The 21,774-nt window shown below is 61.8% G+C and carries 16 protein-coding genes and 2 pseudogenes; 9 read left to right on the top strand and 9 right to left on the bottom strand.

What is annotated here, in order from left to right; all coding sequences use genetic code 11:
* Positions 1-17 precede the first annotated feature (17 nt).
* From AC5Y5B_RS01030 to AC5Y5B_RS01005, 6 genes and pseudogenes are all read left to right on the top strand, one after another.
* Positions 18-569, top strand: a complete 552-nt coding sequence (locus tag AC5Y5B_RS01030; protein ID WP_112632645.1) for an RNA polymerase sigma factor — start codon at positions 18-20, stop codon at positions 567-569.
* On the top strand, positions 566-1,273 hold the full coding sequence (locus tag AC5Y5B_RS01025) for a Rieske (2Fe-2S) protein (protein ID WP_500002801.1): 708 nt from the start codon (positions 566-568) through the stop codon (positions 1,271-1,273). Before AC5Y5B_RS01030 ends, AC5Y5B_RS01025 begins: the two co-directional genes overlap by 4 nt.
* Before the next feature lie 42 nt (positions 1,274-1,315).
* Positions 1,316-1,702 (top strand): cupredoxin domain-containing protein, encoded by a 387-nt coding sequence (locus AC5Y5B_RS01020; RefSeq protein WP_500002799.1) that lies wholly within the window; start codon positions 1,316-1,318, stop codon positions 1,700-1,702.
* Complete coding sequence (locus AC5Y5B_RS01015) at positions 1,699-2,628, top strand: metallophosphoesterase family protein (RefSeq protein WP_500002798.1); 930 nt, start codon at positions 1,699-1,701, stop codon at positions 2,626-2,628. Before AC5Y5B_RS01020 ends, AC5Y5B_RS01015 begins: the two co-directional genes overlap by 4 nt.
* 157 nt (positions 2,629-2,785) lie before the next feature.
* Positions 2,786-3,924, top strand: a protein-coding gene (locus AC5Y5B_RS01010) for an IS3 family transposase (RefSeq protein WP_112635047.1) whose coding sequence is annotated in 2 segments (ribosomal slippage) — positions 2,786-3,056 and positions 3,056-3,924 — 1,140 coding nt in all. Because the reading frame shifts where the segments join, the coding sequence is not laid out codon by codon here.
* Positions 3,925-3,950: 26 nt separating this feature from the next.
* A pseudogene (locus AC5Y5B_RS01005) lies at positions 3,951-4,478 on the top strand (integrase core domain-containing protein); the annotation flags it as partial.
* A 77-nt stretch (positions 4,479-4,555) separates the two neighbouring features.
* Here AC5Y5B_RS01005 and AC5Y5B_RS01000 read toward each other — a convergent pair.
* Positions 4,556-5,839 (bottom strand): glycosyltransferase, encoded by a 1,284-nt coding sequence (locus AC5Y5B_RS01000; RefSeq protein WP_500002795.1) that lies wholly within the window; start codon positions 5,837-5,839, stop codon positions 4,556-4,558.
* 375 nt (positions 5,840-6,214) lie between these two features.
* On the opposite strand from AC5Y5B_RS01000, the gene AC5Y5B_RS00995 reads away from it, so the two are divergent.
* Both AC5Y5B_RS00995 and AC5Y5B_RS00990 read left to right on the top strand, forming a co-directional pair.
* Positions 6,215-6,922 carry a class I SAM-dependent methyltransferase gene (locus tag AC5Y5B_RS00995; RefSeq protein WP_500002793.1) on the top strand — a complete coding sequence of 236 codons (708 nt, stop codon included), beginning with the start codon at positions 6,215-6,217 and terminating at the stop codon, positions 6,920-6,922.
* A 52-nt stretch (positions 6,923-6,974) separates the two neighbouring features.
* The gene (locus tag AC5Y5B_RS00990; protein ID WP_500002790.1) at positions 6,975-7,970 is read left to right on the top strand and encodes a Gfo/Idh/MocA family protein; all 996 of its coding nucleotides are present in this window, start codon (positions 6,975-6,977) and stop codon (positions 7,968-7,970) included.
* 51 nt (positions 7,971-8,021) lie between these two features.
* Here the strand turns inward: AC5Y5B_RS00990 and AC5Y5B_RS00985 are convergent, their stop codons facing one another.
* Positions 8,022-9,728: a GMC oxidoreductase gene (locus AC5Y5B_RS00985; RefSeq protein WP_500002787.1), complete on the bottom strand. Its 1,707-nt coding sequence runs from the start codon at positions 9,726-9,728 to the stop codon at positions 8,022-8,024.
* 231 nt (positions 9,729-9,959) lie between these two features.
* Between AC5Y5B_RS00985 and AC5Y5B_RS00980 the strand changes: the two are divergent.
* Positions 9,960-11,037, top strand: a pseudogene (locus AC5Y5B_RS00980) (acyltransferase family protein).
* A 91-nt stretch (positions 11,038-11,128) separates the two neighbouring features.
* Here AC5Y5B_RS00980 and AC5Y5B_RS00975 read toward each other — a convergent pair.
* The 7 genes from AC5Y5B_RS00975 to AC5Y5B_RS00945 form a co-directional block, all read right to left on the bottom strand.
* Complete coding sequence (locus AC5Y5B_RS00975; RefSeq protein ID WP_500002783.1) at positions 11,129-12,019, bottom strand: class I SAM-dependent methyltransferase; 891 nt, start codon at positions 12,017-12,019, stop codon at positions 11,129-11,131.
* Positions 12,020-12,257: 238 nt separating this feature from the next.
* Entirely contained in the window at positions 12,258-13,526 is a 1,269-nt protein-coding gene (locus tag AC5Y5B_RS00970; RefSeq protein ID WP_500002779.1) for a glycosyltransferase, read from the bottom strand.
* A 115-nt stretch (positions 13,527-13,641) separates the two neighbouring features.
* A complete protein-coding gene (locus tag AC5Y5B_RS00965; RefSeq protein ID WP_500003786.1) occupies positions 13,642-14,475 on the bottom strand; it encodes a TylF/MycF/NovP-related O-methyltransferase in 834 nt (277 codons plus the stop codon).
* 257 nt (positions 14,476-14,732) lie between these two features.
* Positions 14,733-15,836 carry an NAD-dependent epimerase/dehydratase family protein gene (locus AC5Y5B_RS00960; protein WP_500002775.1) on the bottom strand — a complete coding sequence of 368 codons (1,104 nt, stop codon included), beginning with the start codon at positions 15,834-15,836 and terminating at the stop codon, positions 14,733-14,735.
* A 156-nt stretch (positions 15,837-15,992) separates the two neighbouring features.
* Positions 15,993-17,216 (bottom strand): methyltransferase domain-containing protein, encoded by a 1,224-nt coding sequence (locus AC5Y5B_RS00955; RefSeq protein ID WP_500002772.1) that lies wholly within the window; start codon positions 17,214-17,216, stop codon positions 15,993-15,995.
* Between the two features lie 169 nt (positions 17,217-17,385).
* Positions 17,386-18,675: a glycosyltransferase gene (locus AC5Y5B_RS00950; RefSeq protein ID WP_500002770.1), complete on the bottom strand. Its 1,290-nt coding sequence runs from the start codon at positions 18,673-18,675 to the stop codon at positions 17,386-17,388.
* Positions 18,676-18,819: 144 nt separating this feature from the next.
* A complete protein-coding gene (locus tag AC5Y5B_RS00945; RefSeq protein ID WP_500002767.1) occupies positions 18,820-21,765 on the bottom strand; it encodes an MMPL/RND family transporter in 2,946 nt (981 codons plus the stop codon).
* Between the last annotated feature and the right edge of the window lie 9 nt (positions 21,766-21,774).

Below are 21,774 nucleotides of genomic sequence, written 5' to 3'. Positions count from 1 at the left end.
TCGGGTGAAGGAGGCAAGTGGCGGCAAGAAATGAACCCGTCGGCCCGCGACCCCTGCGCGCGGTGCCCGACGACGGCAATGACGCCGGCTACCCGAGCTGGGAAGCCGTGTACTCCGACAACGCGACCTGGGTGTACCGCACGCTGTTCGCGCGCGTCGGAAACCACACCGACGCCGAGGACCTCACCGCCGAGGTGTTCCTGGCCGCGCTGCGGCCGCTGCGGCTGACCGCGAGCGTCGCCGAGGTGCGGGCGTATCTGCGGGCTACGGCCAGGACGGTGCTGGCCGCGCACTGGCGCGAGACGCTGGGGCGCGAGATAACCTCGATCGAGGACGTCGAACAACCAGCCGACAGCCAGGACGCGATCAGCACCGCGCCGCAGCGGGTTGCCCGCGTTCTGGACAGCCTGCCGGACCGCTACCGCCAGATATTGGAATCGCGCTTTCTGCAGGGCAATTCGATCAAGGAGTCAGCCGCGGAACTCGGGATCAGCGTGGCCAACGCCAAAGTGCTCCAGCACCGCGCCCTGCGGTTGGCGGCCCAGGTCAACGATGGGGGCCAGCCATGAATGCGCGAGGGTTGCGGCGTTATGTGGACGATCTGTTGCGGGGGCGCCGGCCCAGGCCGTTCGCTCCCGACGATTTCGAGGCGGCGCAGCTGCGCACGGCAATCGAGCTGCGCGCGGCCCGCGAGGGTGGTGACGCGCCGCGTCCAGAGTTCCTGACCGACCTGCACCGGCGCCTCGCCGAGCAGATGTCCGGCGCGCCAACGCAAACGGCGCCGGGCCGCGGCAGCACCCGCCGTCAGGTCATCGTCGGCACGTCGGCCGCCGCGACGGCGGCGGTCGCCGCGGTTTCCGTCGATCGCGCCCTGATCCGCGGCCAATCCGGCGACGGTCACGCCCCCGAGGCCGCGGCCGGGCAACTCACCCCCAACGAGGGCAGCTGGCAGCGGGTGGCGGCCAGCTCGGAGGTGCCCGACGGTGTCATGCACGCCTTCGACCTCGGCTCGGTGACCGGATTCGTCCGCCGCGTCGACGGCAAAGTCCAGGCGGTCTCGGGGGTGTGCACGCATCAGGGTTGCAAGCTGTGGTTCGACGCGCCCGACGACACGTTGCGCTGCCCCTGCCACACCACGTCGTTCTCGCCCGCCGGCCAGGTGCTCACCCACCAATTGCCGATAGCGCCAAAGCCGTTGCCGTCCCTGATGGTTCGTGAGGACAACGGGAGCATCGAGGTGTTCGCGCCGCCGCGTCCCGAGCGGCCGGCCTGAGCGGTGTAACCCACCGCCATATCTCTGGGCATGGATATCCCCATGCTGCGAAGATGTTCGGTGGTCGTGCCCGCCGTGGCGGCGCTGCTGTTGGCCGGTTGCTCCCAGTCACGGCCGGTCGCGACCACCCCCGCGCCCACGACCGAGCCGTCGATATCCGCACCGGCGGCTCCCGTGCGCGGAAACCAGGTCACCATCGACGGTTTCGCGTTCCAACCCGCCTCGCTGACCATCACCGCCGGAACCACCGTCACGTGGACCAACCGCGACGAAGAACCCCATACGGTGGCCGCAAGCGACGGCTCGTTTCACTCACCCGGCATGGGCACCGGAGCCATCTTCACCCATACCTTCGCCACCGCAGGGACTTTCGACTATGTCTGCTCGATTCACCCGATGATGCGCGGCACGGTGGTGGTGACGGGATGAGCGACCACGCGAACGGCATGACCCGCCGCCAGCTCATCCGGCACACGGCTTGGTTCGGTGCGGCCGTCGGGTTCGCCGTGGCCGGCGGTGAGGTCATCTCCCACGTCGCCGGGGACGCCGCGGCCCAGCACACGGCGGGCCGGCCCGCCCTGCGATTCGCCCAGATCAGCGACAGCCACCTCGGTTTCACCGGCGCACCTAACCCGGATGTCACCTCGACGTTTGGCCACGCGATCGATCAGGTCAACAACCTCGGGTACACACCGGATTTCGTCATCCACACCGGGGACCTCACCCATCTCTCCAGTCCGGAGCAGTTCGACCAGGTCAAGCAGATGATGACGGGCCTCAAGACGCCACACGTGCTCACCGTGCCCGGGGAGCATGACTCGGTCGACGACGCGGGGCAGAAGTACCGAAACGCATTCGGCGCCGGTTCTGTTGGCGATGGATGGTACAGCCTCGATATCGCCGGCGTGCACCTGATCGCGCTCGTGAATACCCTGAACCTGCATAAGCTCGGCCATCTGGGCGCCGATCAGTTGGAGTTCGTCAAGAAGGACGTCGCCCGCCTGTCCAGCGACACGCCCATCGTTGTGTTCAGCCACATCCCGCTGTTCGCCATGTACCCGCGGTGGGGCTGGGGCACCGACGACGCCACCCAGGCGCTGAGCTACCTGCGCCGTTTTTCGTCCGTCACCTGCCTCAACGGCCATGTCCACCAACTGTTCTCCAAAACCGAAGGCAACGTGAGCTTCTACAGCGGAACCACCACCGCTTACCCGCTACCACGCCCGGGTGACGGGCCGGCGCCCAAGCCGGTCACGCTGCCCGCGGGCAAGCTGCGCGACGCGTTGGGCATCCGCGAGGTCAGCTACACCAGGGGAGAGGCCGCCTTGGCCTTGAAGGAGCGCACACTGCAATGACTTTCACGCACGCACTGGTTCGGCTCGGCCTCGCCGCGTCGCTGGCCGTCGCCGCCGCGGCCCACGCCTACCTCTATTGAGGTGAGCCCGTCGTAGTGGTCCAGTCGTTGTGGGACTCTGTTGCTCGAGTGTTCGGGCAGGAAGAATCGACGACGGCATGGCATCGAACAAGCGCCGGCGGCATACGCCGGATCAGATCATCCGCAAACTCGCCGAGGGCAACAAGCTGCTCGCCTCGGGCCAAGAGGCGGCCGAGGTGTGTCGGCATTTGGAGATCGCGGAATCGACGTGGCATCGCTGGCTGGCCCAGTACGGCGGCATGAAGGCCAACGACGCCAAGCGGCTCAAAGAGCTCGAGGCCGAGAACGCCCGCCTCAAGAAACTGGTCGCCAACCAAGCCCTCGACATCGACATGCTCAAGGAGATCGGGTCGGGAAACTTCTGACCCCGAACCGCAAACGCCGCGCAGCGACCATGTTGCGCGAGCGGTTCGGGGTCTCTGAACGCCGCGCCTGTACCGTCGTCGGTCTGCACCGTTCCACGATGCGCCTGACGCCGCCACCGATCAGCACCGAGGAATCCGAGCTACGTGCCTGGCTGCGCCGGTTCTCCACCGACCGGCCCCGCTGGGGGTGGCGGCGGGCGGCCAAGATGGCCCGCCGAGCGGGTAGGCGGGTCAACAACAAGCGCATCCGGCGGCTGTGGCGCGAGGAGGGCCTGCGGGTCCCTCAGCGGCGCCGTAAGAAGCGTTTGTCCGGTATCGGTGTCGCCGTGGGCGCGATGTCACCGATTCGGCCGAATGTCATCTGGGCGATGGACTTCCAGTTCGACACCACCGCCGATGGCCGCACGTTGAAGATGCTCAACGTGATCGATGAGTTCACCCGCGAAGCCCTGGCCATCGAGGTCGACCGCAGCATCGACGCCGACGGCGTGGTCGCCGTGCTGGAAGGCCTCGCCCTGGCGCACGGAGCGCCGCACTATGTGCGCTTCGACAATGGCCCGGAGTTCGTCGCGCACGCGGTGGCCGATTGGTGCCGATTCAACAGTGCCGGTTCACTTTTCATCGATCCCGGCTCGCCATGGCAGAACGCATTCATCGAATCGTTCAACGGCAGGCTACGTGACGAACTGCTCAACTCGTGGCGCTTCGACTCCCTGCTGGAAGCCAGAGTGATCATCGAGGACTGGCGTCGCGACTACAACGCCAACCGACCCCACACCGCCCACGGCGAACTCACCCCGGCCGAGTTTGCCCTACAGTGGGCCACGGCCCACCAACCGAAAGTTGCATAGCGACTGGACCACCAAACGGGTCCCCCTCAGTGGGCGCGATGTCACCGATTCGGCCGAATGTCATCTGGGCGATGGACTTCCAGTTCGACACCACCGCCGATGGCCGCACGTTGAAGATGCTCAACGTGATCGATGAGTTCACCCGCGAAGCCCTGGCCATCGAGGTCGACCGCAGCATCGACGCCGACGGCGTGGTCGCCGTGCTGGAAGGCCTCGCCCTGGCGCACGGAGCGCCGCACTATGTGCGCTTCGACAATGGCCCGGAGTTCGTCGCGCACGCGGTGGCCGATTGGTGCCGATTCAACAGTGCCGGTTCACTTTTCATCGATCCCGGCTCGCCATGGCAGAACGCATTCATCGAATCGTTCAACGGCAGGCTACGTGACGAACTGCTCAACTCGTGGCGCTTCGACTCCCTGCTGGAAGCCAGAGTGATCATCGAGGACTGGCGTCGCGACTACAACGCCAACCGACCCCACACCGCCCACGGCGAACTCACCCCGGCCGAGTTTGCCCTACAGTGGGCCACGGCCCACCAACCGAAAGTTGCATAGCGGCTGGACCACCAAACGGGTCCCCCTCAATAGGGCCGATGCCAGACCTACTCTACCGTCAAACGCATGTTTCTCTGTCAGGAAAAACGCCGTGAGCGGGCGAAGTTTTCAACCAGATCGGCGGTGTTGGAAATGGTTTCGGCAGGCTTGGTCATCCGTGCTGCGAGCTCTCGGGCGCGGACGGCATATTCGGGAGCAAGGATCTTACGCAGGTCTTTGACGAGTGATTCGCGGGTCGTCGTGGAAAAGCGCCGGGACGTGCCCACCTTCAACCGTTTGAATTGAGCCCCCCAGATCGGCTGATCGGGCATCGTCCAGAGGATCAGCGTGGGAACCCCTGCGCGAAGGCTTGCGGCGGTGGTGCCCGCCCCGCCGTGGTGGACCACCGCGCGGCAGGCGGGGAAGGTCGCCGCGTAATTCACCGCTCCGACCACCTTGACGTGGTCGAACTGGGGAACGTCGCGGAAGTCGGTCCACCCCGAGCAAATCAACGCCCGTTCGCCCAATTCCGCGCATGCGCTGGCGATCATTTCGACTGTCGCGGAAGGGGATTCGACCGCAAAGCTGCCAAAGCCGAAGCAAATCGGCGGCGTGCCCGACGCAATCCAGGACGCGACTTCGTCGTCGGCTTCCGTGGTCAACTCCATTGTGAGCGGTCCGACGAAGGGCCGTTGACCATTCCATTTCGCCCACTCGGCCGCTAGCCCCGGAAAGCAAACCTCGTCGTACGCTTGGATTTCCAGCGCTCCGCTTTCGGCGAGGCGTCGCCAAGAGGTGCCTTTCGCCTTCGGCAGGCCTAGTTCGCGACGCTGAAGATCATCGAGCTTCTTGGTCAGAAGATGCCAAGACGCCAAGCCCATCGCCGTCATTCCGGCGCGGATCAGTGGCGGAGGTAGTGCCCCAATGAGTTGCCCGTTGGGTCTAATCGGAAAGAAGTGCAGCGTGGCAAACGGGATGTCGTAGTATTCCGCGACGTTGGCGGCGGCCTGTTCGAAATTGAGGCCGGTCAGTAACAAGTCGGCGTCTTGCGCCAACGACTTCAAAGTTGTATTCATATGCGCCCACATGTCGGCGACGGGGTCCCATAGCCCATGCCACGCCGCGCGCAGCTCGTCAAGCTTCCAGAAGTTATGGAAGATCAACGTCCAGAATTCGCGGTTCGCTTCGAGGCCCTCCTGGAGCCCATCCTGGGTGTCAAGCCCATAAGAGACCGTTGTGAGGCCAGTGGACTCGACAAAACTAACCAAGTTGGGTGGGACGGCAATGCGCACATCGTGTCCTCTGCGCAGCAGTTCGCGACCGACAGCGACGGAGGGCTCGATGTCTCCGCGAGTGCCAAAGCTTGCCAAAGCAAACTTCATGAGAATCCCACCCTTTTCACTCCATACCGCCGAAGTTCTGCGCCATCATGACATCCGAGGCATCTTGGGCGCAGCTCATTGGGCAATGTCGTAGGTCATTTCGGCTTGGGTCCTGGCAAGCGACCCGGTCAAGCTAGTGCGTTTCGCGAGATGCTGTTATTGGGCAGAGCTGTTTGCGCCTTATGGCTGTGGTGATTGGGTTACGTTACTGACATGGAAGGGCCCGGCGGTCATCGGGTTACGTGGTGATGGCGGAGTTAGGGTTGGGATTTGGTATACCCGCGGGCCAGCGATGCGGTACACGCAGATGAGACGGATCTTGTACACGCCGGCGTGCTGGATGTTAGATTCGCTCGTTTCGGGGAGGGTTGTCGGATGAACCGGATTAAGGCCGTGCAGCGGGCGCTCGAAGGGCGGCCGAACAGCATCTACTTGGAGATTGGTGTCTCGCGTGGGACAGCGTTCCGGCGCATCGCCGCCGACGAGAAGATCGCCGTCGACCCGGCGTTCAGGCTCTCGGCGCGTACGCGGCGACGTGCCGACTCGAAGGCTGGTGCGACCCACTACTTCGAGACCACAAGCGACGCCTTTTTCGCCAACGAGACAGCTTTCCTCAAGCAGCGCCGCATCGACGTCGCCCTGATCGATGGTCTGCACACCTACGGGCAGGTCGTTCTCGACGTGGAAAACACCTTGCGCTATTTGCGTGACGATGGCGTCATTTTCCTGCACGACTGCAACCCGACGCGACGATCGGTGGCATGTCCGGCAGACTCGTACGCTGATTTCCGCCGGCAGAACCGCTGGTGGGAGATTGACTGGAGTGGCGACGTCTGGAAGGCGATCGTCTTCCTGCGGAGCACGCGCCAGGATCTGCGAATCGCGGTGCTCGACTGCGACTGGGGCGTGGGCATCGTCAAGAAGGGATCTTCGGAGTCACGACTGTCTTACTCTCAGGAGGAGATCGAGGCGCTCAGTTACACGGATCTGGCCGCCGAGCGTGATCGGTTGCTCAATCTGAAACCACCTGCTTACCTTGATCGATTGCTCGCCTCAGAGGGCCGAATCTCATCTACGCCGTAGGGCGGCCGATGCCACGCCTATCGCGGCAGTAGTTGGTGCTACCATCTGCTGCGTGTCTCGTGCGGCCACGGTGCGGATTGGCATTCTTGGCACGGCGCGTATCGCGCCGATGGCACTGATTAACCCAGCCCGCGACAACGATGAAGTCGTGGTTGCCGCAGTGGCCGCCCGAGATGCGTCGCGCGCTCAAGCTTTCGCCGCCGAACACGACATCGACGGAGTCCTCGATAGCTACGAGGCGCTGATCGCCGAGCCAAATGTCGATGCAGTCTACATAGCTCTGCCAAACAGCTTGCACGGCAAGTGGACTAAAGCTGCACTTGCCGCGGGCAAGCATGTTTTGTGTGAGAAACCGTTCACTGCCAATGCCGAAGAGGCCCGCGAAATCGCCAACCTGGCCGCGAAGTCAGACAGGGTCGTGATGGAGGCGCTCCATTACCGTTATCATCCATTGGCTTTGCGCGTCGAGGAGATCATAGCCTCGGGGGAGCTGGGCAAGTTGCGGCGGGTGGAAGCGACTCTCTGCTTTCCGCTTCCGAAGTTCTCCGATATCCGTTACGACTACTGCCTCGCCGGCGGGGCGACAATGGATGCCGGGTGCTATGCCGTCGATATGGTTCGCATATTCGGCGGTTCAACGCCGGAGGTCGTTTCAGCACAGGCGAAGCTGCGTGGGCCTCAGGTGGATCGAGCGATGACGGCCGAGCTGCGATTCGACGCCGGTCATACGGGACGGGTCCGCTGCTCCATGTGGTCCACAAATCTGTTGCAGATGAGCGCCAAGGTGACCGGCGATCGCGGTGAGGTGCGTGTGTTGAACCCGGTGATGCCACAGTCTTTCCATCGGCTGTCAGTCCGGTCTGCGGACGGCAAACGAGCGGAACGCTTCCCGCGCCGCCCTTCGTACGCATATCAACTCGACGCTTTCGCCGCCGCGGTATTACGGGGCGAGCCTGTGGCAACAACACCGGAAGCTGCGATCGAGAACATGGCCGTCATTGATGCGATCTATTGCGCGGCGGGACTTCCGGTCCGCCAGCCGGCCTAGGCCAATCGCCGTGGGCGAGTGGACGTTTCCGACGGCGCGCGTTGGCGGTCGTTAGGTATTGAAGTGCGCCTGGTTCACATGCGCGGCCACGCGTAAAGCATTGGCCGCGATCGTAAGACTGGGATTCAAGCCGGCGCTCGACGGGAAGAACGAGCTGTCCACTACATAGAGGTTGTCGAGTTCATGCGCCCGGTTGTTCGGATCCAGCACGCTCGAGCTGGGATCGGTGCCGAATCGGCATGTGCCGCAGACGTGAGCCACGGCCTTATTGTCTTCCGCACCTCGCAGCGTGATCTTGCGGAAAGGGGCCAATACTTCTTGTAATTGCTGCAAGAAGATTGCACGGCGTTCGATCTCACTGGTGTGAAGACGATATTGCAGTCGCAAGCGCTGACGGCCATCCGTGCTCTGCTTTTTGGTTGGTAGGACGCGATTGTCCAGATAGGGGAGGTCCTCCATGATCGTCGCGAGCACCAGTCCACCACTGAAGAACCGCTCATAGACTTGGCGAACGGCTGGATTCATCATGCGTAATGCCCTGGCCCGCCACCCAGGGGTGCTGGTCAGAATTTCCATGGGCGCCATGGAGCCGAATGACTGTATGGTGCCGTATTTTTGGCCCTCCCAGAAGTAAAAATCGTTGAGCCCGATCTCCTTATTGGCGCCTGACATCCGCTGACGGGGCTGCGGCCAGATCTCGACCAAATCCACAAGATGACGCATCAGGTTGCGGCCCACCAAATCTGAGCCGTTGGCCAGTCCGCGCGGCCAGTCTGCGGAACGGGAATTGAGCAACAGCACCGGCGTGACCAATGCGCCGGCAGCCATTGCCACCACCTTCGCCCTGAGAGCCACCTTGCCCTCGCGGCTCTCGCAGATCACTTGTCGTACCTGTGTGCGGTCCGCCTCAACACGCACGACCTGGCATTCCGCAAGTAAGTGAGCGCCGTGCTCAGCGACAGCCGGCAACACGCAATTTCGGGCAGCGTCGTTTTTACACGACCGGTGGCAGAGAAAGCTCTGACAGGTAGAGCAGTTTTCCGTGTAGTCACAAGCCATCGGCAGGTGATAGGGATGCAAGCCGCGACCCACCAGATAGTCGACCAATGGCTGGTTTTCCACCGAAAACGGCGGTGACGCAGGGAGATCCGTCGAGACCGCCTCCGGCCGTAGCGGGTCGGGCTGGCCTCGGACCCCCAAAAGCCGCTCGGCCGCGGCGTACCAGGGTCGCATCTCGTCGTAATTGATCGGCCACGCGTCTGGCACGGTGGAATCGCCGGGACTTCGGAAGTGCTGACGAGGTGTGAAATCCTCAGCGAAAAATCGCTCGCAAACCATGCCGTAGAGGGACGATGAGCCGCCCGTCCCGCTGCCTAGAAAAGGCACAAACCGGTGTGATGAGCGCCCGCTGATGTCTTCGATTTCGTCGGTTGAGCGTCCAGATCGCGCCAACACTTCGTAGTAGGTCTTGGGCGAACGGCACGCGCGGGCCTCGGCCACTTCGGGCATCGACGCGCGGATTGTTCCCGGCGCCCCCGGAAGGGTCGAGCGGCCCTTCTCGACGAACAACACCCTTCGACCCGAACGGGCCAGGGAGTAACCGAGCACCCCGCCGCCCATCCCGGTGCCGACAACGATTATGTCCCACACTTGGCGTTCCGCCTCGCGCGCGCTCAGCTCACGGTCAGCCAAAATCCATTTCCTCAGCGGATGATTGCCCCAGCTCTGCCCCGTCTGGGCGAACCCCGACAGTACCACCTGCCATTGGTATGGAGGTGGAAGTTTCCGGCTCGAGAACATTAGCTGTGAGCGGGCAAGTGGATGATGACCCTGTCATGGCGCGGCGGGGCGGGTCCACCCGACGACCGTCGCGCGATGTGTAAGGTGACGCCTGAACCGCTGCGAACATGCCTCTTTTGACAGAACCGGTACATGGGGCGTCTGTGACTGCGCAAGACTGGACGGGCAATCGGCGATAGGTGAATACGCATGAAACTGGGGCAGGTATTCGATCCGCGAAGAAATGCGCTCAATGTGTGGCGTCTGGTGATGGCCAGCGCGGTCGTCCTGCAGCACTCCTGGCCACTCACCGGCCATATGGCTCCGGGACTGGGAGGTCTTTATGACGTCGCGGTCGACGGGTTCTTTGTCCTCTCCGGATTCCTCATCACCGCTAGCTGGCTGCGCAACCCGCGTCCTCGCGAGTACTTCGTGGCGCGTGCCCTTCGCATCTTTCCTGGGTTATGGGTCTGCCTGATCATCATCGCGTTCGTTATCGCGCCGATTGGCGTGGCGGTTCAGGGCGGCTCGCCGAAAAAGTTGCTGATGTCCACCGCGCCAATCGAATACGTCCTAAACAACGCCGTGCTCAACGTGTATCACGCCAGTATCGCGGGAACACCGAACGGCGTCCCGTGGCCGCATGTCTGGGATGGCACTCTTTGGACTCTCATCTTTGAACTGTTCTGCTACATCGGAGTTGCCGCGGCCGGCATGACCGGGTTGCTCAGTCGCCGTTGGGCGGTGCCTGTGGCGTTCCTAGCGGCCGTTTCGGTGGCAGCGGTCGTGTCCTACCCGGCTTTCGCGGTGCAAACAATCCCGCAGATGATCGCGCGCTTCGCTGTCGTCTTCCTCGCCGGAATGCTCATACATCAATTTCGTGAGGTGCTTCCCGCTCGGTGGTCGCTCGTCGCACTGAGCATGGCTATCGTTGTGGTGTCCGCGCTGCTCATGGTCAATTATCGGGTGGTGGCCGCCATTCCATTGGCCTACGCCGTGATTGTTTCAGGTGCATTGATTCGCAATCCGCGCTTGAGATTGCGTACCGACTTGTCCTACGGCGTCTACATCTATGGATGGCCGTTGCAACAGTTGCTGGTTATCTGCGGCCTTGGGATTTTTGAATCCGTTCGCATTCGCGGTCATTGCGGGCGCCGCGACCCTGTTGCTCGCCGCCGGCAGTTGGTTCATGGTGGAAAAGCGAGCGATTGCCTTGAAATCCCGATTCACTCGCAAGGGGCTTGGTGCGCCCGCAGCCACCGTCCAGCAGGAGGCGGCTTCGGGCTGAACGGGTCGGCGCGCAAATACGCAAATAGACGTGCGTCCCGCTCTCTACGTGCGTCAGCCCCCGGTCTCCGCAACCAGCAAAGCGTTAAGGCTCAGCTGAGCAATTGCTGTTCCGTCTTTTGCGGTTGGCTTCCATTATGCGCAGAATCTGCGATCGAACTAGGGGCTGGGGGCGTCTTCACCCAATCCGCCAGGCCATCGACAAATGCTACCTTTTTCTGCAGAATGATTTGATAGTGGGCATGCAGAACTTTGTATTCGCCAGTATGGTATTTCAAAAATTGGTGGATTGCCCACGCTGTATTGGCGCGTGCTCGCGGATATGCCGGCCACATGACGTCATCGAAGATTATTATTCCACCTTGCTTCAGCAAGCGCCAAGAATTGATCGAGTCTGTTATAGCGTCATCCGCTAAGTGCGATCCATCCACATAGATGACATCAAATTGCTGTTGCTCATCGAGCAGTTGCGGCAAGACATGCAGCGATGATCCCTTGCGCTTCGTTACCCGTGTCCCACCCGAGGCGACGTTATTGTCAAAGCGCGCTTCAAGGTCCTGCAAATCAGGGGTTGCATGGTAGTGCCACTCGTCACTGCCGGCCCAAGTGTCAACCGCTGTCAACTGGCCTTGCGCAAAGTAGGTCAGGAAAAACAGGCTGGAACGCCCTTCCCATGACCCGATTTCGAGAATGCGCACGGGGTCCGAACGGTCGAAGACTTTCGGAAAGGTGACAGACCAGGGCACGACATTCATGTCGAACCAGCGCTCTTGAAATTGTCCCTGCGCGGCATGCCCATCGAACTCCGCACGAACTTCAGCGACATGCTTTGCCGTGCGGGATGGGATCCCCAGGTTGACCAGACGGTAACGCAATGCGTCAGTAAGGTAATGCCGAACCACCGAAGGGCGCATTCCGCCGATCCACCAAAAGAATAGGAATGTAAGTGTTCGGGGTGTCCAACGAAATCTCAGGGTGGTCATGTTTTCCTTGGTCTTGTTTCAAATGTCTGCGGTCTTGTCTCGCAACTTCAATTACCCGAATTATACCGTTTCGGTGAGATCGTTGACCGGCGTCGTTGGATACTAACAGGCAGTCGCGCGGCAGCGCGGCGCTTTGGCGCATCGCGGCAGGCCCGGGGGAGGTCAGCGGCGCCTCCGCGGCCAGGAGAGGTTAATCATGAACGGCGGCGTGGGAAGCCGGGTTGTTCGCCATCGCCGGTCAGGCGAGATGCTTCGCACGTGCAAAGTCTTCCACGAGATCGGCGGCATGGGTGAGGCTTTCGGCCGGCGTGGTCATCCGGGTGGCGAGCTCTCGGGCTCGGGTCGCGTACTCCGGGTCGAGGATGCGTCGTAGGTCCCTGACCAGTGATTCCCGAGTGGTATTCGAAAAGCGCCGGGCGGTACCGACCTTCAATCGCTTGACCGCGGCCCCCCACAATCTCTGGTTGACGTCCATCGACAGGATGAGGGTGGGAACTCCGGCGCGCAAGCTGGCGGCCGTGGTGCCTGAACCGCCGTGGTGAACGACTGCCCGGCAGGCACGGAAGATGGCCGCGTAGTTCACCCCGCCCACAACCTTGACGTGGTCGGCATGCGGGATGTCGCTGAAGTCGCTCCACCCAGCGCAAATCAGGGCGCGTTCGCCCAGCTCTGCGCAGGCGGATCCGATCATTTGGATCGCGTCGGCGGGGGATTCCACCGGCATGCTGCCGAACCCGAAGCAAATGGGCGGTGTTCCCGCAGCGATCCACGATGCGACTTCGTCGTCGGCCCCCGTCGTCAATTCCATCGTCAGTGAGCCGACGAAAGGCCGGTGGCCGTTCCATTTGGCCCATTCGGCTGCCAGCCCGGGGAAGCACGCCTCGTCATAACCTTGGACTTCCAGCGCTCCGCTTTCCGCGATGCGCCGGGCGGCGGGGCTCGTCGCTGTGGGTAACCCTAGTTCGCGGCGTTGCGCCCGCTCGACTTTCATGTTGAGGAACCACCCGAGCCAGTCGAACGCAGTCATCGCGAAGCGGGCCAGCGGTGGAGGCAAGATCGGCACAAGCTGTCCATTGGCACGTACTGGTACGTGGTGCAGGGTGGCTAATGGAACCCCTAGGTGTTCCGCAACGTTAATGGCGGCCTCTTGGTAGCTGAGTCCTACAAACAGGAGGTCAGCGTCGCCCGCCACCGACGTCAGGGTCCTACTCATCTGCGTCCAGATCTCGTCGCTGAGCTGCCACATCTCGTGCCATAGCCGGCGCAGTTCTCTGAGCTTCCAGAACGCTCCGAAGAATGACGTCCAGAAATTGCGGTAGACATCCAACCACGTTTGCGTGTCGAGCCCGTATGCGACCGCCGAGACGCCGGCCGCCTCGACGAAACCAACCGAGTCGGGCGGCACGGCCATGCGCACCTCGTGCCCTCTGCGCACAAGTTCACGGCCGACAACCAAGGAGGGCTCGATATCTCCCCGAGTTCCGTAACTTGCCACCACAAATTTCATCGCTAGTCCCGAAGCCTCACACTTCTGTGCGCAGTGCTGTGGTCCGCGCGCGCTGGCGCCGGCGCAGACGGTAAGCGCCTAGACAGCAAAACGCGTCCCGGCCGGTTCCAGCCACTTACTTGCGCCAGAACACACCGCATTGGTCGATGGTGACGATTTCTGCGGAGATGCCATGCTTGGCGCGGTAGTCCGTGACTGCTTGCCGACACCCGGCGAGGTTGTAGTCATCGATGATGCAGAAGCCCCCTGGGGACAACCGCGGGTACAGCCCATCGAGCGCTTGAATCGTCGACTCGTAGAGGTCGCCATCCAATCTCAACACCGCGATCTGTTCGATCGGGGCGTCGTGCAGCGTGTCCTTGAACCAGTCCGGCAGGAAGCGGACCTGCTCGTCTAACAGTCCGTAGCGCGCGAAATTCGCGCGGACATCCGCCTCCGACACCGCCAGAACGGGTGCGGCGTGATGTAGCCCGAGCGCGAATCGCGGCAGCTTGTCCGCCTCGTAATTCGCGGTATCAGGAGGCGGCACTCCCTCGAACGAATCGCATAGCCAAACCTGCCGCGTCTTGTCCCCGTAGGCCGCCAGCACGGCCCGCATCAAGATTGATGCCCCGCCTCGCCATACCCCGCACTCGACCAAATCGCCGGGGATGGCTTCGTTGAGCACCGTCTCAACACACTGCTGCAGGCTGGTTAGCCGCGTCATTCCAATCATCGTCTCGGCGTCCACGGGCCAGTCCATGCCCAGATCACGCGCCCGCTGATCGAAGGGGCGCTTACGCACCAGCATCATGTTGCGGTTTTTGAGGAAGGGAAGCCACGTCAACCACCCCACGCTGGCGCGCATCCCCAATGGCCACCCTACGGGCACTAATTGGTCCATGCCGTACCTCGTGAGATCACGCCGGATCTGATCGAGGTAGAGAGATCGGACGTCGCTATCGGTCACGGTCAAAACCGCCCCCTGTCTCGCATGCCAGTAGTGCCGGAGGTGAGCTTAGACGCCCACCGAAGTCGTCAATGCGCGTTTGAAGTTTTACATCGGGTTTGCCGGAGTTCGATTCCTCACATCGGAATGTTCCCGCGTCAGCAGAACTTTGGTTTGGTACCCGTGTGCCGCCCCTGGAATGTGTGCCACAGGCAGTCGCGTGGCACAGGCTACCCGAGGTCTCGCTTTGCGGGTGCGGCACCAAACGACCGGCGCCGCTAACGGTGCACTGGAGAGGGCGCAAGAGCCTGATCGCTTGCCGCCGATGGAAGATCGGGTTGGTCGTCAATCCACCCGAGTAGCGCGCGCAACCCATCATCGAGCGCCCACTTGGGGCGCCACTGGAGTTCGTTGCTCGCCGGTTCGACGTTACAACTCGCGGCGCGTATGTCGCCGTCGCGAAATTTCGGCACGACCACTGGTTCGGGGGCGTCGAAGGTGGCGGCGATCTTGCGAGCCAGCTCATGGATCGTGATGCCGTTGCCCGACCCGATGTCGAGGCAGCGAGATTCCGCCGCCGGTTTTTGCACCGCGGTGAACAGTGCATCAACGACGTCATCGATATAGACGAGGTCGCGCACGATACGTCCGTCCTCGTACACCTCCGACGGGAGTTTCTCGCGCGACAGCCTCGCGAAAAAAGGAACCACCCCCGTGTACGGATTGGTCAGCGACTGGCCCGGCCCGTACGCGTTCTGCAGGCGCAGCACGCTGAGCTTGGTGTCGTGCGCGGACGACCAGGCGGCCAACAAATGCTCCTGAGCGAGTTTTGTCGCACCGTAGATGTTGGTCGGTCGCGGCTCCGTTTCGCCGGCGCAGTTCGGCAGCGGTACCGCCGGTTCGCCGGTGGGCCCTACGGGATCCCAGACCCCCGCTAGCAGCTGTGCATGGCTGCGTGGGCGCGGATAGAAAATGTCTGGGCCGGATTGCCACGCGCCTTCGCCGTAGACGGCCCGCGAGGACGCTAGCACGAGTTGGTCAGGTACAAATTGATGGCGGCTCAGAGCGTCGAGGAGCTGCGTGGTACCTACCACGTTTACCGAGCCGTGGCGGGTTGCGTGGGAAAGCGATTGCGCCGTTCCCGTCTCGGCCGCCAAATGCACGATCTGCGACGGTTCGAACAATCTGAGTACCGCATCCCAGTCGGGTGCATGGGTGACATCGCCGGTGAAAAACCGCACCGGCGGCGCTAGCTTCAGGGTTGGACGCTCACCATGTACCTGCGGAAGCAGGACATCCATGACGGCGACGTCGTAACCGGCTTCGACGAGACGGCGCGAAAGCAGGGAACCGATGAATCCCGCCCCGCCAGTGATGAGCACAGACGCTGACAAAAGTCGACGCCTCCTGTTCGAGTGCAGCGAAAATGAGTGAGGGGCATACCGTGCCGGGAATTGGATCCGGATCGATCATATCGGTGAGTCCGCAACGCCTCCGAGTTAGCCCGCAATCGTGCGCGATCCCCACCCGAGCCGCTATCACACAAGATGGACCTTCGGCGCGTACAGGATCCAGCGTCCACCGCTTTCGTGAAACTGGCGTTCCTTGGCCATGATCTCTTCGGCATGGTTCCAGGCGAACAGCAACGCGTATTCAGGGTACGGGTCTGAGAACGATTCGGGCGCAGATACCGGAATCTTCGTGCCTGGAGTCAAACAGCCCTGCTTCTCCGGGGTCGAATCAAACACCATGGGCAGCAACTCGGGACCGATACCGCAATAGTTCATCACCGTGGCACTTCTCGATGTCGCCCCGTACCCGACAACACGTCGCCCGTCGGAACGCAGGTCATGGAGTAGGGAGAGCAGGTCCGTCCGAATTTGGTCGATGGCGGTGGAGAACTCGGCGAAGGTCGCTTCCTCGGCGAGTCCTGCGGCCTTCTCACGCGCCAGCAGTTGGTCGACGACGGCGGCCGGCTTAGAAATGCCCCTGCGGGCAACCGTGTAGCGGATGGAGCCGCCGTGCAGGTCAAGGTGCTCGGCATCGATTAGCTCGAAGCCGAACTGCGCAGCCATCGCCTGTACCGAGCGCACTGAGAACAGGTAGATGTGTTCGTCGTAGATTTGGTCGAAGTAGACGCAGTTCACGATGTCGCCGAGATAGCGATCCTCGAATACGAATAGTCCGTCCGGCGCAAGCAGAATATCGACTCCGAGGAAAATGGAGTCAAGGTACGAAATATGACTGATCGTGTTTGCCGAATAAATCAGATGAGCCGGACCGTGCTCGTCGCGGATCCTCGTTGCCGTCGATGCGTTGAAAAATTCTTTCCACACGTGCACGCCGTAGGTCTGCGCCACGTCCGCCGCCACAGCAGCAGGGTCAACCCCGAGATGTCGAATTCCTGCGTCGCTCAGCCTTTTCAGCATGACGCCGTCGTTGCTGCCGATTTCGACAACGAATCCGTCCTTGGTACTCGAGCATTTTTGCATTATTCGTTCTGCTACGTCTTCGCCATGTTTGCGAATCAGTGAGGAACCAGACGCGCGGTAGGGATATTCTGCATGAAACATTTTGTTTGGTGGGACCACGTCAATCTGTTGAAGCATCGTGCAAGAGGTGCACAGTCCCATTGCAAGGCGAAAAAATGGTACTTTCGACGCTTCCTCGGGCCGCACGAAGGCGTTCGATATGGGCTGGCGACCGAGATCCAGAACCTCGTGAACCCCGCCTCTGCATAGACGACATCTGTGCTCGGTCAACCCTGGCCCCTATCGCGCATATCAGTACCGGTCCGTGGCGACCTAGACTCAAATATTGACCTCACCGAAGAATTCCAGAGTTTTAACCTGAAGTCGCCACGGCACTGATCATGGCATCCCGCCAGGGACCCAGCAACTGTTGTTTTGGGCGTATTTTGGCGACGGCGCGCTAGCGCGCACCTGTGGCTGAACGTGGTCTGCGACGAACCGCGTCTTCTAAGAGGTCGGCAGCCCTGGCGATGCTGTCGGCAGGTTTGGTCATCCTCCCAGCGAGTTCGCGGGCTCGGATCGCGCATTCGGGGGAGAGCGTGCGGCGCAGGTCGGCTACTAGCGATGCGTGGCTGATGGCCGAGAAGCGCCGCGCCGTGCCTACGTTTAGACGTTTGACCTGATTTCCCCAGTACGGCTGGTCGGCCGAACTCCAGAGGATCAACGTGGGCACTCCGGCGCGCAGGCTCGCAGCCGTAGTGCCAGAGCCACCGTGGTGGACGACCGCGCGGCAGGCGGGAAACACCGCAGCGTAATTCACCACTCCTACCATTTTGATGCCATCCTGCGGTGGCACGTCGCTGTAGTCGCTGCCGCCGAAGCAGATCAACGCCCGCACGCCCAACTCCGCGCATGTTGCGCTGATCATCGTGACAATCTCTGCAGGCGATTCCACAGGAATGCTGCCGGAAGTGAAGCACACCGGGGGCGTTCCGGCGGCAATCCAGGACGCGACATCCGCGTCGTCATCGGTCGCCAACTCCATGGCCAGCGCGCCAACAAAGGGACGTCGCTCGCCCCACTTCGCCCATTCAGCCGCCAACCCGGGGAAACACACCTGGTCGTAGGCTTGGATCTCGAGCGACCCACGCTCGGTGATGCGGCGCGACGAGCGACGATTCGCCGGCGGCAGCCCGAGCTCACGGCGCTGCGCGTTCTCGACTTTTCTTGTCGAGCGCCAAAACAGCCACTCGGTCGCATTCATTGTCGACCGGACCACCGGTGGGGGCGCGCTGGGTACGAGCTGACCATTGGCTCGCATCGGGAAATGGTGGAGTGTGGCCAGCGGGATACCGTAGTACTCGGCAACATTGGCGGCGGGCTGCTCGAAATTTATTCCGGTGGACAGCAGATCGGCACCCTCCGCCAACGACAACAGCGTCGTGCTGGCCTCGCCCCAGTGCCGGATGATGGGCTCCCACACTCTTCGCACTACGTTGAGCGGGCCGCGGACTGTCCAAAGGCCGCGGAAGAAATCTCGCCACATGTTGCGAAGGAACTCTTCGTCCAAGAAATCCTGCACCTTTGGGCCGTAGGGCACCGCGGCAAGGCGGGCTGACTCCACGAATCCAACGAGATCGGGCGGGACGGCCATACGAACTTCGTGCCCTCGGCGCTGCAGTTCTCGGCCAACTGCGGCGGAAGGCTCGATGTCACCGCGAGTTCCGTAACACGCAAGAGCGAATTTCATTGCAGATCCTCGGCCGCCGTTGCTGTTCGCCTAGACGACATCAAAAGCATCAATCATTGCCTCTGGAAACTTGAGATCACAACGGTGGCATCCAACGTCCAACGGGCGCGTAGCGTCGCTGCGCATCGGAATGGTCTCGCCCGGCTAGGTCGGAGGCCGACGAACGGGAGACTGCGGTCCTTGGAGCGCTGGTCTCGGGAACTCCACTGTGGGGGCATCCGCGTCGTCGTCACTATGCAGTAGCGCGCGCACCGATGGACGCGTGCCCACCGAGCGAAGCAGCAGGCTGGCTGGCCTCGGCCGAACCAATTGCGGCCACCAGAACCACCGTCCGAGCAGAGCAGCGATGGTGGGCGTCATGAACGAGCGCACGATCAACGTGTCGAACATCAGGCCCAGGCCGATCGTGGTACCGACCTGACCGATGATCCGCAGGTCGCTGACCACCATCGAGGCCATGGTGAATGCGAACACCAGACCGGCGTTTGTCACGACCTTGCCGGTGCCCCCCATCGCGCGAATGATGCCCGTATTGATGCCGCCGGCTAGTTCCTCTTTCATTCGGGACACTAGCAATAGGTTGTAGTCGGATCCGACCGCCAGCAAGACGATCACTGACATTGGCAGCACCATCCAGTACAACTTGATGCCAAAGATGTACTGCCAGATCAGCACCGAGATTCCGAACGATGCGCCCAACGAGAGGGTCACTGTGCCGACGATGACCAGGGCGGCCACGAAACTTCGGGTCAGGATGAGCATGATGATGAAAATCAGGCACAGCGCACCAATGCCCGCGATAAACAGGTCGTACGTGGAGCCGTCCCGGAAGTCCTTGAATGTCGACGCGGTACCCGCGATGTAAATCTTGGAGTTTTCCAGCGGGGTGTTCTTGAGCGCCTCTTCGGCCGCCAGCCGGATCTTGTCGATGCGGTTGACACTTTCGGACGTCGCGGGATCGCCCCGGTGCGAGATGATGAATCGAGCGGCTTTCCCGTCCGGCGACAAGAACTGGGCCATCGCGCGCTTGAAGTCCGCATTGTCGAAAATCTCAGGCGGCAGATAGAACGAATCGTCGTTTTTCGAATCGTCGAACGCCTGCCCCATGACGGTGGCGTCCTTGTCATTGCTGGTCATCTGGCCGAGGATGCCGGACATGGTGCTGTGATTCGTCAGCATCATGTTCCGCATGTCCTCGGACATCGCGATCATCGGTGGATACTGCTCGAGCAGCTGAGGCATCAGCTGGTCCATGTGATCGAGATCGTGAAGGAGATATTGGATTTTATCGCTGAGCGTATCGACGCCATCAAGCACATCAAAGATACTCCGCAATGCAAAGCAAATAGGTATGTCGTAGCAGTGCTTTTCCCAGTAGAAATAACTCCGAAGCGGCCTGAAGAAGTCCTCAAAATCCGATAAATGATCGCGTATCTCAGAAACAATGACGGCCATCTCATGGGTTCTGGTGATGGATTCGTGCGTGATTTCAGTCATCCGCGTTTGCAGTTCGTAGATGCGCTTCATAATTGCAATTTGTTTGCCGATCATGTCCGCTTGAATAAGCATGTCGTCCATGCGCGCCTGCATGTACTTCATGTCCTGGCCCATCGTCGCCTGCTGCATGCTGAGCAGAAACGGAATCGACGTGTGCTGGATCGGTGTTCCCTCGGGCCGGGTGATGCCCTGCACGCGAGAGATGCCATGAACTGCGAAGACCGCCTTCGCAAGTCGGTGCAGCAACAGAAAGTCTGCCGAGTTCCGCATGTCGTGATCGGATTCGATCATCAAAATCTCGGGCATCATGCGCGACTGGTTGAAGTGGCGGTCGGCTGCCGCGTAACCGACGTTGGCCGGAACATTGTCAGGCATGTAGAGCCGGTTGTTGTAGCTTGTCTGGTAGCCGGGGAGGGTCACCAGGCCGACCAGGGCGACGGCGATCGTCGCGCACAGAATTGGCGCGGGCCAACGCACGATCGCCGTGCCGATCCGCCGCCACCGGCCGAACCCGATCGCGCGCCTCGGATCGAACAACCCGAAGCCACTCCCGACGGTCAGCACCGCGGGAACCAACGTCAGGGCGATTACCACCGAGATGAGCATGCCCACGGAGCAAGGCATGCCCATGGTTTGGAAGATGGGCATGCGGGTGAAGCTCAGGCACAACATCGCCCCGGCGATCGTTAGGCCGGAACCCAAGACGACGGGCGCGACGCTGCGATAGGTGGTGAAGTACGCCGTTTGCCGGTCTTCGCCGGCCTGGCGCGCCTCCTGATAGCGGCCGAAGAAGAAGATCGCGTAGTCCGTGCCCGCGGCCATGGCCAGCGCCACCAGCAGGTTGACGGCAAACGTGGAGAGTGCCATCCAATTGTTGTTGGCGATAAACGCGATCACACCGCGGGCGGCGAAGACCTCGATACCGACGGTGATCAACAGCAGAATGACGGTCGTGATCGAGCGGTAGACCAGGAGCAGCACGACGAAGATGATCAAGGCACCGATCATCGTCATTTTCAGAATGGATCGGTCGCCGGCGAGCTGCATATCGGAGAACAGCGCCGACGGACCGGTGACGTAGGCCCTGACCCCGGGGGGCGGCGGCGTCCGCGCGATCACGTCGCGGACCGAGGCCACGGATTCCTGACCCAAGGTCGTGCCTTGGTTGCCCGCCAGATTCAACTGCACATAGACGGCCTTGCCGTCCGGGCTCTGGGCGCCCGCCGCGGTGAGGCGATCGCCCCACAGATCTTGCACATGCTCGATATGCTTTGTGTCGCTTTTTAATTCAGCAACCAGTTTGTCGTAGTAGGCATGTGCCTGGTCACCCAGCTGCTGCTGCCCCTCCAGGACCAGCATCGCAAAGCTGTCCGAGTCGGATTCCTTGAAATCGCGGCCCATGCGCTGCATGGCCTCCACCGCCGGCGCGTCCTGGGGCGCGAGCGGAACCGAATGCTGTTGCCCGACAATCTCGAGCCGTGGCACACCGAACGTCACCAGCAGGGTCAGGGCCACCCACCCGATGATGATGAACACTGCAAGGTGGCGGATGGACCGCGCGACGCGCGAAGGCCGCGGTGGATGCGTGGTCATAAGGCCTCC

It is taken from the genome of Mycobacterium sp. NGS33 (assembly GCF_059812885.1).
Note: the sequence above shows the minus strand (reverse complement) of the source record. Positions and strands in the feature narration are given on the sequence as shown.